We start from the raw sequence: 13842 nt of genomic DNA on the forward strand, positions 1-13842 counted from the left end.
CGTCATGTTGTGATCCAGCGCGGGGCCGGACCGTCGTGGTCCGGCCCCGTCAGTCCTTGTGGAACGGTCAGCGTCAAGCCGCCCTTCGTCCCGGCCGCGGCTGGACATTCAGGACGTCAGCCAGCGTTGTCGCTCCATGACCCTCGAACCTGGATCGATCTCGGTCGGCCCGTGGCGATGACCGAACGGCTTGACCTTGTGGGAGAACTGGTAGTTCGCGGGCTCCGGGCACTCGCTGAGGTCCCAGCTCGCCTCGAACTGTGTCGGGATCTCGATGCCGTCGCGGAACAGGTGTGCCTCGACGGCTCTCTCCTGTCTGTGAGCCGTCACCGAGGACCTGCGACGGCACGCGCACAGCTCGACCGGCCTGGCAGCTTCCTGCACCGGGCCACCCCGCTGTACGCGACGGCGATGCGCGCGCTGGTGACCATGCCGCGGCTCTGCGGTGGGGGACCTGGACGCACGCCGGGCGCCCACGGTGTCGCGGGCCTACGGGTTCCGCATCCTCGCCGCCGAGGCCGACCGGCGGGCCGGCAACGTCGACCGGGCGTTGCGCCAGCTGACCGAGGGCCTCGCTACCGGGCGCACGAGCAGTGACTTCGGTTGGCGACGCGGTGTCGCCGACGGTTCGTGGGGCCACCGTCAGCGACACCGCGTCACCGAGTTCGTCGCGCCAGTGGGGAGTCCACCAATGTCGGTGGGTTTGTCGGTGGATCCAGGTTTCGGCTGGCAAGGCGCCGATCCTCCCTCGTACTGGGTGTACTTGGGTGGATCGGCAACGCCGCCAGCGGGAAGCTGGGCCACCGAGAAACCCGGCGAACGTTGGCGGACACCCCACTAGCTCACCGGGCTGCAGGTGCGGTCGCCGACGAACACGTCGTCGACCGCCCACCAGCCCGACCACTGGCCCTCGTAGTGGAACCGCAGTCGCACGTCGGCCTTCCCGACGGCGGTCGGCAGGGGCACTGCCTGCTGACTCGGCCCCTCCACGCTGGGGAAGCCGTCCCGCCGCCACACCGTCGACCAGGTCCGGCCGCCGTCGACGCTCAGCTCGACCGTCGCCTCCGAGTTCACCGCGGCCTTCAGTTCGGTGCCGAACTCGACGGCCGCGTTCTTCCGCCCGGTCAGGTCCAGCGCAGGCGACGTCAGGTACGTGTCCTGCACGTGATGCTGACCGAGGTGGTCCGAGTCGACGATCGCGAACCTGCCGCTCCCGCCGGTCTCGTTCGTCCGCTCGCCCGGGTCGTCGAACACCCAGCCGCGCCGGGAGTCGTAGCCCGGGTAGCCCGGATCGACGTTGCTGACCTGCCACTTCGCGTTCCGGTCGAAACGCTGCCACGTTCCGTCCCTGGTGACCGCGTAGCCCGGCGCGGTGCAGACGAACGACACGACCAGCTCGACGTCCCGCACCAGCCCCTCCGCGCCCACCGTGATCGAGGCCTCGTACGGCTCGTAGCCGGGAGGCGTGGCGGCGACCCGCATCGTGTAGGTGGCGTCGGGCACCACCGGGAAGCGGTACGCGCCGGTCTCCGGGTCACTGACCGCCGTGGCCTCGAAGCCCGACTCGTGGGTGACCACGACCTCCGCCCGCAGCGGGCTGCCAAGCCCGGAGCCGTCCAGCACCACACCGGACACCTCGACCCGTTCGGTCGGTTCCAGGGTCACGTCGTGGCGGAAGGTCGTGTCGCGCGCGACCGTCACCGTCCGCCGGTCGTCGACGTACCCGAACGGGCCGGTCACCGTCATGTCGTAGGACCCGGCCACCAACTGGAACTCGAAGCTCCCGTCGGCGCGGGTGCGGGCCGACCGGGAGACCGGGCCCTGGGCGCTCACCTGAACACCGGCGAGCGGCTGCCCGTTTCCGTCGGCGACGACACCCTCCATCCGGGACGTGCCCGTCGCACCGGCGGCGACGAGCGCGAGGGCGTCCAGGCGACCTTGGCCGTAGACGTTGTTGTAGTCCTCGTCGCCGCCGCACTGGTCGTCGAAGGTGTTGATCGCCGTGATGTCGAGCAGCAGGCGAGTGCCCGCGATGTCGCCGACCATTTCCGGGTAGGCCGACCACAGCAGAGCCACCGCACCTGCCACGTGTGGTGTCGCCATCGAGGTGCCGGAGATGGCGTTGTAGGTCCCGCCCGGCCAGCTCGATCGGATGTTGGCTCCCGGCGCGGAGATGTTCGGCTTGATCGTGCCGTCCTGTCCGGTGCCCCGGGACGAGAAGGTCGCGATCTTGTTGTTCACGTCGTAGGCGCCGACCGAGTACGTCGCGGTCCGGCTGCCCGGGCTGCCGCTGGTGCGGCAGGACGGCCCGTTGTTGCCGTTGGCGAAGACCCCGAAGATGCCCGCGTCGGCCCACGCCTGGACGACCTCGGGCATGAACGGGGCGTCGGTCGGTGACGTGCTACCCCACGAGTTGTTGATGACGTGCGGTCGTTTGGCGGGGTCGGCCGTGTCCGGCGCGTCGGTCAGGTCGCGTGGGGCGAGGAACCACTGGCCCGAGGCGACGATGGCGGCGTCGTCCGGGCAGCAGCCGTTGGCCTCGATCCACCGCGCGCCCGGCGCCACCCCCACCTGGTTGCCTGCGCCGTCGTCGCCGACCATCGTGCCCGTGGTGTGGGTGCCGTGCCCGTTCTCGTCACACGGCGCGTCGCCGTCGCAGGCACCGGCGGCGTCGTACCAGTTGTAGTTGTGGTCGAACGTGCCGTCGCCGTTGTTGCCGCGGTACCGGCCGACCAGCGCCGGGTGGTCGTACTGGGTGCCGGTGTCGATGCTCGCGACGGTGATCCCCTCGCCGGTGACGCCGTACTGGGACCACACGTCGTCGGCGTTGATGTTCGCGACGCCCCACTCGACGGCGTTCACCTCGGCCTGTGCCGTGCCGGCGATCGGCTTGGGCACCTGGTAGGTCCGGGTGGGGATCAGCTGGCGTACCGCGGAGTTCGCCGCGAGCTCCTCGGCGAGGTCGGCCGTGCCGTTCTCGATCCTGATCGCGTTCACGATCCAGTACGGCTGGTAGTCCACGCCCCGCTCGTCCAGTTCCGCTCGAACGGACGCCTGGGACCGCTCGGCCGTTTCGGTCAGCGTGTTGTAGACGTGCCAGCCGCGCTCGGACCAGTCCTCGATGTCCCGCGCCGCCGACGTGTCGGCCCGCTCGTCGAACCGGACCCAGAAGTCCTGGGGCTCCTGCTGGTAGAGGCTCGTCGCAAGTCCTGGCGCGATCTTGTCCGCGCCAGGACGAGGCTCCGGTGCCGGTGCCGCCGCTGCCCAGGCCGGCGCGACGACTCCCGCCAGCAACCCGGCGACCGCCAGCATCGTCACTCGAGACCGTGTGCGTACGGTCATCACTTCCTCCCGCAGCTCAAGTGGGCGACCTGGGGGGTCGCGGTGACCGGGATCATCGTGCCGCCGGTGCCCTCGAGGCGGGCGACGGCGCCGCTCACCCAGATGTCGTTCGGGCCGGTGCCTGCGATGTCGGTGGCGTAGTACCGGTGCCCGTACAGCTTGGGGCCAGGCCATTCCGCGCTCTGCCAGCCCGTGCCGTCCCAGTGCAGCAGCGTGCTCGGCGCACCGTCGCCGTGGGTCGCGACCACCCAGGCGTCGTGCTCGGACGTCGCGTACACGCCGACCACGTTGACCCGGTCACCGATGTCCGGATCCGGCAGCTCCTGCCAGCCGGACCCGTCGTGGCGCAGGATCAGCGGTTGGCCGAAGACGCTCTCCGCCGCTCCTTGCAGTCCGACCGCCCAGACGTGACCGTCGTCGGTCACGCTCACCGAGCTCAGCTTCGCGGGTCGCCGATCTGCCGGAACCTCCGGTGTGGAGACAGTGGTCCAGGCCGAGCCGTCGTAGCGCATCACGAGCGGTCTCGAGTCGGTCCAGCCACCGGTCTCCGGGCTGACCTGGCCGACCGCCCAGACGTCGGTTGGGGACACCGCGGTCACGTCGAGCAACTGTGTTCCCCTGGCGGTCGCCTCAGGATGGTCGGCGACCGTCCACCTGGTGCCGTCCCAGTGCTCGATCAGACCCAGCGGCAGGCCCTGCGGGTCGGTCCGATGGCCGACCGCCCACGCATCGTCGGGTGCCAGCGACGTCACCGACATGAGCTGGAGCACCCCGCCGGTGACCGGGTCGTCCGGTACGGCCGTCGGCGTCAGCGTCCACCGGCCGTCCTGCCAGTGGGCCGCGGTGTCGATGCCCGCGTCGGCCCGCGGCGGAAGGTCGAGCAGCAGCCAGCCCTCCTCCGGCGACGCGTACGACGAGGACCGTACGTTGTCGACGGACCGTCTCAGGCCCGGCGACGGGGTGGACGTCTCGGTGATGGAGCGCCCGTTCCACGTCATCGACCACGAGGTCGTCCCGTTGACGCTGCCGCTGATCCGGACGTCCTTCCCGGAGATGGCGCTCACCGTCCGTGCCTCGACGAGACCGGTGGTCTGTTCGGGTGTCGGCACCAGCTGCCACTGGGCGGTGCACGGTCTGCCCTGCGGCGCCGCCGGTGCCGACATCGCGCTGGTGAGTGGGACGACCAGCGCCCCGATCGCCAGCGCTGACACGAAGGTCCTGGTACGCATGAGTCCTCCTAGAACGCGCCGATGCCGAGGGGAGTGCCGTGGCCCGTGGGTCCGTCGTAGCCACGGACGGCCGTGCACAGGTAGCTGCCGCCGCACTGGCCGTTCGCGCCGGTGGTGACGTCGTTGAGCTGCCGGTGTTGGCGGGCCAGCCGCCGGGCGGGGTCGGCTTGGTCGGTGTTGCCGGCCAGGGCGTAGACCCCGCCGATCAGCGCAGCGGCGAGTGGTGTGCCGCTGACGGCGAGCCAGCCGGGGTAGCCGTAGGTGTCGTACACCGCCACTGGTGTGTCGATGTCCGCGACCGCGGCGACGTCGGCGACCGTGCGCTTGTCGCCGCAGAGTCCCCGCTCCTGGGTGGCCGGGCGGGGCACGTACACCGAACAGCCGGATCCGGTGTTCGGCATGGCCGTCTCACCCCAGCCGCGGGCGTTGGTGTCGCGGTAGAGGGACGTGCCGCCGACCGCGACAACAGTGCCGTAGGCGGCGGGAACAAGTTGTGTCCCGGTGTTGCCGAAGCCGAACCCCGAGTCGCCCGCAGGCGCGGTGATCACGGTGCCCGGGTGGTCGTAGTGCCCGGCATCCGCCAGCTGACCGGGGTACTCCCGTGCGCCGAACACGGTCACGATCACGTTGGCGCCCTGGATGGCGGCCTGATCGACGGCCGCGTTGAGGTCGGCGAGATCACTGCTGTCCGCGCCGACCAGCAGCAGCCGGCAGTTGGGACAGGCCGCCGACGCGACCTGCAGCCCGGCGTTGATGTTCAGGCCCCACCCCGTGTGGCCGGGTGGCGGCTCGCTGCCACCGCGCTGGTTCACCCGCCTCAGGCACGGGAAGTCGGCCGTACACGGCGCGAGGTCGTTGGCCGCACGGTAGGTCGCGAGGTCGGCTTCGGCGTTCGGGTTGTCGTACGGGGACACGACGGCGATCGTCTGCCGCGCACCAAGACGCTCCGATGGCAGCTGGTAGGCGTCCTGGAGATCGGCGGCGGTGTATGGGCGCAGGTCCGCGGCCGCCTGCGCGGCAAGGTCCAGCGGCGTGCCGTCGGTGCCGGCGGCGACCGCCAGCAGGTCGACAGCCTGTGGTGTCACGGTGACATCCGAGACTGGCCGAGTCGGCTGGGCTTGCGCCGAGCCGACCACCGCGAGGACCGCCATGGCCGCCGCGGCCGCGCCGACTCGCCTACCCGTGCAGCGCGTACGCATGGATGAGCTCCTGTTCGACAGAGTTTCCGGCCGCGTCCCCGGCGTGCACCCGCAGCGAGACGAATCCACTCGTCTCGCCGAGCGGCGGGTGCTGGATGGGCAAGGCGAAGGTGCCGTCGTCCCGGCTCGTCGCCGGCCGCGGATCGGTCCAGGTCGCGCCGTCGTCGAAGGACACCGCCACCGTCGCCGACACCCCGGTGGGTGCCGGGGCGGCCTGCTGGCCACTGACCCGGAACGCCACCTCGAACGGCGACGCGGCCGGGGCGGTCAGCCCGTAGGTCAGGTCGAGGTCGTAGTTCAGGAACAGCAACGGAAGCAGGGAGCAGTCGCGGCTGGTGTCCGGTCCGCAGTACATGTCCGGCGGCAGGTCGACCGCCGGGTCGTCCGGTCCGGAGCGGAAGCCCCACCGGGTGGTGGTGGAGATGGCCGGGTCACGGTGCTCGGTCGTGGTCCAGTCCAGCCGGTAGGTCGCGGCCTCCGCCAGCAGTGGCAGGGTGAGGCCGTTGGGGGTCACCTGGTCGGGGCCCACTCCCCGCGGCGGCGTCCTGAACGCCAGTTTGTCGTTGCGGTAGAAGGAAACCGCTGACGTTCGGCCGTAGATCATGTCCCCGTGGTGACTCGGATCGGAGTCGGCGAAGGGCATGACGTAGACCATGCCGTTGGTGTCCTGCCGACAGGCCGTGCACACCGTCGCCCTGGGGTCGAGCACCGGGACGTCCCCGGCCGTGCCGGCGAGGTCGATGGTGGTGTCGTTGGTGTGGAGGTACGGCGCGAACGGGGACGGGACCAGCGGACCCCTGAGCCACTCCGTGACGAGCTGCTCACCGGGCCTGATGGTCCGGCGCGGCCCGTAGACGACGATGTGCTGGGGTTGCGGGGTGCCCACCTCCTCACGGGCGACGTACTCCTGCCAGAGCGTGAGGCCGGGGTCGCTGGTGTACCAGTAGTCGACGTGCTCACCTGGGGGCAGGACCGGCGGTTCGACGCCGAGGGTGTTGACGCTCCACGGGAGATACAGCTCGACGACGTGGTTGGGCACGGGTGTCGCGGCGTACACCGTGGTCCGGACAGTCGTCAGGTCGGACTCGCCGATCGAGTTCGTCAGGGAGTCCGGGATGCGGCCCTCGGTCGGGAAGGCCAGCTTGTAGGACGGCCGAGCCGGTGCGGCGGTGTCGGTCGGATCCTGGGAGAACTGGGCCAGGGCGGCGAAGTCGAACGTGCCCTTGGTAACCGGTTGGGTGGGGGTGGCGTACAGGACGCCGTTGTCGTTGATGTCCGTGCCCGGGAACGACCACATGCGCATGAAGATCATCGAGAGCAGGCCGCCGAAGCTCGCCTGTACCCGACGGTCATCGCCCCGCTCGCCGGTTCGAGTGAAGGTCAACATGTCCTGCCGGTACTCCGGCGTCTCGAGCGGTGCCTCCAGCGTCGTCTCGAACGGCACCGCCTTCCGGGCGTCGAGGTCGACGGTGGTGTCCGAGTCGACGACCACCTCCGGTTCGGCGACGAAGGTGGACGGCACGCTGTAGTCACCGACCGGTCCGTCCACCACGGTGGTGGTGATGCTGTAGGTGCCCTCCGCGACGCTGAAGGTCCGGGGAAAGCCCTCGCCGATGATGAAGAAGCCGAGCTCGACACCGTTCGGGCTCAGCCGCCCGTCGTCGACGTTCTGCACGAACCCGATGGCGTGGCCCGGATCGCCGGTCCTGGTGACCGGGTTCAGCGTGAGCGGGTGGAAGGCCGGTCCGGATTCCGAGGCGGAGGATGACGGAAGCATCGCCGGCGCGGGCGGCAGCTTCGCAGAACCTGACTGGGCCAGTTCGATGCGGGCGATGCCGTCCAACTGTCCGACGGGCGTGCCGGACCGCCCGGACTCGGCCTCCTGCCAGCGTTTCGCGAGCAACTCGCCGAGCTGGAGCGCCTGCCCCTTGACGATCCCGGCGCTCGCCTTACCGTTGGCCGGTGCGGTGGTGGTCACGCCGGGTAGCGCGGTGGCCCCGCCACCCCGGTAGGTGATCGACACCGGCAGGGTCTCGCTGTGCTCGTCGTCGAGCCCCGCACGGGCCAGGTAACTCACGTTGAACAGCCGGATGTCCAGGGTGGACAGATAAGGGATGGCGACGGTGGGCACGACGTAGGTGTCGCCGCCGGCCTGGAGCTGGATGAACGCCGCCTGCTCCGGAGTCTTTCCGTCGCCGGGGCGGGTGGGCAGGATCGTCACGCCGGGCGGGCGGCCCGTCGTCGCATCGAGGCGTATCCGGTGACCCGTCACCATGGTCAACGTCGACCTGGTGGTCGTCACCTGCTCGGTCGTGGTCTCGGCGGTCGCCTGCGTGCCGGCCGGTGTGGCCGTGACCGGTGCCGCGGCGGCCGGGCCGGAGCTCGCCGAGGTGTCCCGCGTGCTCAGCGGCTCCGAACTGGACACCGCGACGACGGCACCGGGAAGTGCTGACGCACTCACCGTCAGCACGCTGACGGCGGCTACCAACCGCGCGGTGAACCCGCGCAGCCTAAACCGGCTCATATTCATCATCTCCACTGTCGGACTCGCGCTCCTGGTCGTCGTCGACCTCTGCCGCCTTCGCGGCGTGCTCGAACTCCTTCGGTGTCTGGGGATCTGACATCTGGGAATCGTCGGCCGCGCACGGTGGTCCCCGCGACGGGACAGATGTCCCAAAGTCGCGAGTGGAGGGTGCCTAGCGCTACGACACCTGGGAGCCGGTGCCGCGCAGCCGCAGCGCGACGGCAGTGCGCGAGGTGACCTCGAGCTTGCGCATCACCGAGGTCAGGTGGCGTGCCACGGTCTTGGGCGAGAGGTACAGCTCGTGCCCGATCTCACGGTTGGTGCGACCTTCGGCGACCAGCCGGGCCACCTCCAGCTCCCGAGGGGACAGCGCGTCGCCATAGCCGCGGCGCCCACCGTGCCATGGCCGGGACACCTCGGTCCCGTGCTCGCGCAGCGTGCGGGCGATCCGGTCGGCGTCCCGCCGGGCGCCCAACCGCTCCAGGCGTTCGAAGGCGCTGGTCAGCAGTTCGACACCGGGACCGTGGCGCCCGACGCGCAGCGACAGCACCGCCTGTCGTTCGACGGCCAGGGCGGCCTCGTACGGCCGGGGCAGCGCCGCCCAAGCCTCGGCGGAGCGCTCGAACCCGGCGAGCGCCGTCTCCACCGCGCCCGTGGCTTCGGCGAGCACGGCCCGGCAGGTCACCAGTGCGGCCAGCGGCGCGAGCGCGGTGCGACCGACCAGTCCGTCGGCGAACACCTCGACGGCGTCGATCGCCTCACCGACCCGGCCGGCACGCACCAGGGCGGTGACCCGTGGCTGCATGAGGTCGGTGCCCCACAGCCACAGGCCGGAGCGGGCCAGAACGGCGAAGGGCCGGTCGCTGGCCGCGAGCGCGGCTGCCACGTCGCCGCCCGCGAGCTTCGCCTGGGCGAGGCAGGCCGCCGCCCAGGTCGGCAGCTCCTGGTCGCCGTTGGCCTCCGCGGCGTCGAGGACACGGGTGAACATGTCGGCCGCCCGGTCCCAGGCTCCGGCCGTCAGATTGTGCAGGCCGTCCACGATCTGCCACTCCTGGTTCACCGGGTGGGTGGCCGTGCGCTGTTCGGCCGCCCGGCGTGCCACTCGATCCCGCTGGTCCCACCGGCCGAGGTACCAGTGCAACCGCGCCTGGGAGGCCAGCGCGGCGGTGTGCACCCGCTGGTCGTCATCGGCCGCGGACACCTCGACGGCGAAGCCGAGCCACTGTTCCGCCTTGCGGTAGCGGCCCCAGAGGGTCGCCGCGTTCCCGAGATTGGCGTTGGCCCTCGCGATCTCCCGATGCGGGCTGCTGCCAGTGCCCTTCCAGTGCTCGGGCGGTCCGGTCCACTGGTCGGGCAGACCCTCGGCGACCGCCCAGCCGGACTCCTCGCCGAGGAACACCAGCGCCATGGCCCGGTCGGCCTCGAGCACCGTCCGCAAACCGGGCTCGGGCACCCGGCTCGCCATCGCCGCGGCCCGGTTGAGCCACTCCAGTTGCTCGGTGACCGGCTTCGGCTCGGCAGATGGCCAACCGAGGTAGATCATCGCGTGCGCCGCGCGGAGCGGGTCGTGGTCCAGCCCGGCGATCGCGAGCTCCAGCTCGCGGTGCCCGGTCTCCCAATCTCCCAGCTGGAGGAGCAGCCGCCCGCGCCGCTCCCGGACCTCGGCGGCGTCCTGGGGGGAGAGCCCGGCGGAGGCGAGCACGTCGTGCAGCGTGCCGGCTACCGTCACCTGCAGGTCGTCGACGACCTCGTGGCGGAACAGTGCGGCGTCGGCGAGCTTGCGGGCGATCCTCGCCGTCAGTGCCGGTGGTCCGCTGACCGTGCGCACCACGTCGTGCAGCAACGTGGTCGCCGCCATCCGGTCGCCGGCCGCGATGGCCTGGTCGGCGGCCCGCTCGGCGTACTCCCGCCAGCGGTCGGGCTCACCGGCGGCCCGGAAGTGCCGGGCGAGGCGGACGAGCGGCGGCGGTTCGCGTGACTCGAGTGCGCGCCCGGCCCGCAGGTGCATCGTCCGGCGTTGCGGGTCCGGGATGGTCTCGTCGACGGCCTGCCGGTTGAGCACGTGGCGGAACGCGAGGTGGCCCTGGCCGTCGTCCTGTAGCCAGCCCGATCCGGTCGCGACCGCGAGACCGTCGTCGACGTCGGTGTCGGACAGGCCACTGACCGTCGTGAGGGTGGCCTGGTCGGCCGGGTCGGCGAGGACAGCCGCGGCCTTGAGGACCTGCTGGACGTGCGGCGCGAGCCGGCCGAGGCGTTCCAGGACCGCGTCCCGGATGCTGGGCGGCACGTCGATGCGGTCGAGGCGGCGGCGCACCCAGCCGCCGTCCCGGTGGGACAGGTCCGAGCGCGCGTGCATCAGCCGCATCAGCTCCTCGACCGCCAGCGGCACGCCCTCGGTGCGGTCGAAGAGGAAGTCGCGGAACCTGTCGGTGACGACCGTGCCGTCCAGCATCGACGACGCCAGGGACGCGGTCTCCTCCCGGCTGAGACTGGTGAGTCCGAGTCGCAGCCGGCTCGCCTCGCCGCCGGGACGACAGGCGCCGCAGCAGGGAGTCGGCCGGGACCTCCTCCGGGCGGTAGGTGACCACCAGCGCCCGGTCACCGCCTGCCCGCGAGGAGCTGTGGAACAGCAGGAACTCGAGGGTGGCGTCGTCGGCCCAGTGCACGTCCTCGACCACCAGGACTCCGACGTCGAGCACGTTCAGCAGCTCGGCGATGGCCCGGAACAGGCGGTGCTGGGCGGCGGTGCTGTCCGGCAGTGGATCCAGGGCAGGCGGCAGATCGTCCGCCCACTCCGGCAGGACCGGTCGCAGAGCCCCGGCCAGTGGGGTCAGCGCCAGCCCCGCGACACCGTCGGTCGCCTCGCGGAGGGCGTCGACGAGCGGGGCCAGGCTGAACGGCTCCCGGTAGGGCGGGCACAGCGCTGCGACGACCCGGGGCGTGCCCGCCGGCCGGGACTCGACGTACTCCCGAACCAACCTGCTCTTGCCGATGCCCGGCTCACCCTCGATGAGGACCAGAGCGGCCGGCTGGGCAACGGTGTGGGCCAGTAACGCCAACTCCTGCTCGCGGCCGGTGAACGCGGGCCTGGTCATCGCCTCGGCCGCGGCGACGACGACCATCTCAAGCCTCCGCTCCCACGACCACGCGACCGTAGTCGTCGCACGTCGGTCAACGTAACAGCGTCCGGCCCGTGGGGTCGATAGGCGAATCACCACCGGTCAGCGGCGGTGCGTTTCCAATCGTTCACGCTCAGTCAGGACCAGGACCAACGGTTGGTGATCTACCGCGCCGTGGACGATGAGAGCCAGCCGGCGATGGAGCGGTTGTGCGCGCGGTGCTGCTGCCGGGGGTGAGCGGCCAGGCGGCCGTGGTGGCCGAAGCGCTGGCCGCGACGGGCTGGGCACCGGCCGACCTCGGCTACGTCGAGGCCCACGGCAGCGGCACCCCGGTCGGCGACGCGATCGAGGTCGACGCGTTGCGGCGGGCCTGGTGAAGACGGTGCTCGCGGTGCGCGACGGGGTGTTGCCGCCGACGCCGCACTTCACCCATGGTCACCCGGAGGTGCTGGTCGAGCAGGCGGCCCAGCGGCCCCGGTCCACCACCGGTCCGGATTGGACAGTACTCGCCCTCCCGCGACGGCGATTCGCTCAGAACTTCTGTCGCACGATGAGCCCGCGTATGCACCACGACTTTCCGGCGCTTTGACTTTCGACCGCCAGGTAGGAGCCTTCCTGGTCGATCGCCTCCCCGTCGAGTTGCCCACTCAGGAAGAACTCCACCCACACTCCGCTGGAACCGCGCGCCTCTCCGACGTGCACGGTGAGGTGATTCGCGACGTCGCCAGGGAGCGTTTTTCGCAGGAGGTTGGCTTGATGGGCGGTGCACGCCCGTTCGACGACCTTCCCGACATCGCCGTTGTTGATCTCGGACGCGATCTCCTGCGCTGTGGGCAGTGCCTCCGCAACTTCCGCGAGCGGCGCGCTCACGGCGAGAATGGCAATGCACCAGTCGCCGTCCGAGCCGCCCGAGTCCAGATACAGGCTGCTCTCGTCGTCGATCGGCTTGTCGTTGACGGTCCCCATCACGTCGACAGTCAGAGAGTCGGAAACGTCGCCCGCGCGACGTAGCTCGGCCGCCTCGGCCAGTCCTACGACCTTCGCCTCGCCGAGCTCGGTCTGCGGATCACAGAAGGCCCCGAGGACCGGCTCGGCCTTGCCCGCGTTCAGGTCAGCCAGCACCGCGTCGACGAACGTGTTCGCATCCGCCGCGGAGTCACGACCCGCCGGGTTCTCGCTGTCCTCCAGCAGGAAGCCGGGCGCGACGAACGCGGTGACCGCGAACCCGCCACCGAGGACCACCACGAGTGCGAGAACGACGCCGACGATCAGCCCCGTCCTCGCCTTCGTCGGCGGCTGTGGCGGCCATCCAGGCGGCGGCACCTGGGGTTGCTGCCATCCGCCATAGCCGGGTGCCACACCCTGCGGGTGTCCGTCGCGAGGTCTCACGCGCGGTGTGACGTGACCGATGCCGCACCCGTTCCATCGAGCCCGTCATGGTCAGCCGGTCACCAGGGTCAGGCCGTACGCGGCCAGTGGTTCGGCGATCGGCTGGACCCAGGTCGTGCCACCGGACGTGCAGTTGCCGGAGGCACCCGCGACCAGGCCCACCGCGCGGACGGTGGTACCAGACCCCGGATTCGTGACCACCGGGGCACCCGACGAGCCGGGACCGGGGCACATCGAGGTACGGATCAGGCCCGTGACACAGCCTTGCGGGTAACACACCGTCTGGTTGATCGCGGTGACGCTGCCGCACCGCCATCCCGTCATCGGGCTCGAGTAGCACACCGAACTGCCCACCGGCGGAGTGGCGACACCCGTGATGGTGACGTCCACGCCGCTGCTGTAGCGGTCCACCAACGGGGTGGAGAGTGCGGCGGCCGACGCCACCTGGATCAGCCCGAAGTCGTTGCCGGGGAACGACGAGCCGGCGCTCGGGCCGATGTAGCCACCCACGCCGGACCAACTGCCCGCGAAACTCGTGCAGTGCCCCGCGGTCACCACGAAGCGGGACGTGCCGTTGCGGGCGTTGAAGCCCAGCGTGCATCTCGTGCTGCCGCTGTAGATCAGCTGGCCGCTGATCAGGTCCCAGGTCGCCTGTTCGGTCCGCGATACCGACGTCGTCGGGCTGGACACGGAATCCGCCGCTGCCGGGGTCGCCGCGGCAGCGAGCACAAGACCCAGCGCCAACAAGACGCCCGCCCGCAGGCGAGCCCGGAAGATGCGTCGCATTGCGTCCTCCTCATCCGGCGCCGACCGGAGACGCCGGGCACCGACGAAATTATAGGCCGTCCGGGGTAAACAGTTGCCATTTCGGAGTTCACTCGGACAGCCGACGCGCGGCATCCGGAAATTCGGCGCACATCTCCGGAACTTCTTCGCCGCCGCGGACAAGCCCGACCGGCAGCCGCGTACCGGTCTGCCCCGTGCCCTCCTCCGTTCGGTCGTCTACAGCGACCTGCCGTCGCGGCGGTACGCCAGGGCCG

10 protein-coding genes and 1 pseudogene are annotated in these 13842 nt (G+C 71.0%); 2 read left to right on the plus strand and 9 right to left on the minus strand.

The window, feature by feature from the left end; all coding sequences use genetic code 11:
* Positions 1 to 108: 108 nt before the first annotated feature.
* The 5 genes from ACIBVP_RS43285 to ACIBVP_RS43305 all read right to left on the minus strand — a co-directional run bounded on the left by ACIBVP_RS43285 (position 109) and on the right by ACIBVP_RS43305 (position 8072).
* Entirely contained in the window at positions 109 to 330 is a 222-nt protein-coding gene (locus tag ACIBVP_RS43285) for a hypothetical protein (RefSeq protein ID WP_396112386.1), read from the minus strand.
* A 507-nt stretch (positions 331 to 837) separates the two neighbouring features.
* Positions 838 to 3342 (minus strand): S8 family serine peptidase, encoded by a 2505-nt coding sequence (locus tag ACIBVP_RS43290; protein WP_396112387.1) that lies wholly within the window; start codon positions 3340 to 3342, stop codon positions 838 to 840.
* Positions 3342 to 4571 carry a hypothetical protein gene (locus ACIBVP_RS43295; RefSeq protein ID WP_396112388.1) on the minus strand — a complete coding sequence of 410 codons (1230 nt, stop codon included), beginning with the start codon at positions 4569 to 4571 and terminating at the stop codon, positions 3342 to 3344. The genes ACIBVP_RS43290 and ACIBVP_RS43295 overlap by 1 nt, the downstream gene beginning before the upstream one ends.
* Before the next feature lie 8 nt (positions 4572 to 4579).
* Entirely contained in the window at positions 4580 to 5770 is a 1191-nt protein-coding gene (locus tag ACIBVP_RS43300; RefSeq protein ID WP_396112389.1) for a peptidase S8, read from the minus strand.
* Entirely contained in the window at positions 5748 to 8072 is a 2325-nt protein-coding gene (locus ACIBVP_RS43305) for a hypothetical protein (RefSeq protein ID WP_396112390.1), read from the minus strand. The genes ACIBVP_RS43300 and ACIBVP_RS43305 overlap by 23 nt, the downstream gene beginning before the upstream one ends.
* Here ACIBVP_RS43305 and ACIBVP_RS43310 point away from each other — a divergent pair.
* Entirely contained in the window at positions 8044 to 8391 is a 348-nt protein-coding gene (locus tag ACIBVP_RS43310) for a hypothetical protein (protein WP_396112391.1), read from the plus strand. The genes ACIBVP_RS43305 and ACIBVP_RS43310 overlap by 29 nt on opposite strands.
* Before the next feature lie 81 nt (positions 8392 to 8472).
* Here the strand turns inward: ACIBVP_RS43310 and ACIBVP_RS43315 are convergent, their stop codons facing one another.
* Both ACIBVP_RS43315 and ACIBVP_RS43320 read right to left on the minus strand, forming a co-directional pair.
* Positions 8473 to 10746, minus strand: coding sequence for a LuxR C-terminal-related transcriptional regulator (locus ACIBVP_RS43315; protein ID WP_396112392.1), 2274 nt, complete (start codon positions 10744 to 10746; stop codon positions 8473 to 8475).
* Between the two features lie 232 nt (positions 10747 to 10978).
* Positions 10979 to 11416: pseudogene (locus tag ACIBVP_RS43320) on the minus strand (ATP-binding protein); the annotation flags it as partial.
* Between the two features lie 206 nt (positions 11417 to 11622).
* On the opposite strand from ACIBVP_RS43320, the gene ACIBVP_RS43325 reads away from it, so the two are divergent.
* Positions 11623 to 11790, plus strand: coding sequence for a hypothetical protein (locus ACIBVP_RS43325; RefSeq protein WP_396112393.1), 168 nt, complete (start codon positions 11623 to 11625; stop codon positions 11788 to 11790).
* A 154-nt stretch (positions 11791 to 11944) separates the two neighbouring features.
* On the opposite strand, the gene ACIBVP_RS43330 is transcribed toward ACIBVP_RS43325, so the two are convergent.
* Both ACIBVP_RS43330 and ACIBVP_RS43335 read right to left on the minus strand, forming a co-directional pair.
* Complete coding sequence (locus tag ACIBVP_RS43330; RefSeq protein ID WP_396112394.1) at positions 11945 to 12772, minus strand: hypothetical protein; 828 nt, start codon at positions 12770 to 12772, stop codon at positions 11945 to 11947.
* An 81-nt stretch (positions 12773 to 12853) separates the two neighbouring features.
* Positions 12854 to 13588: a S1 family peptidase gene (locus ACIBVP_RS43335; protein ID WP_396112395.1), complete on the minus strand. Its 735-nt coding sequence runs from the start codon at positions 13586 to 13588 to the stop codon at positions 12854 to 12856.
* Between the last annotated feature and the right edge of the window lie 254 nt (positions 13589 to 13842).

It is taken from the genome of Actinophytocola sp. NPDC049390, from assembly GCF_044466355.1.
In the GTDB taxonomy this organism is placed as follows: Bacteria; Actinomycetota; Actinomycetes; order Mycobacteriales; family Pseudonocardiaceae; genus Actinophytocola.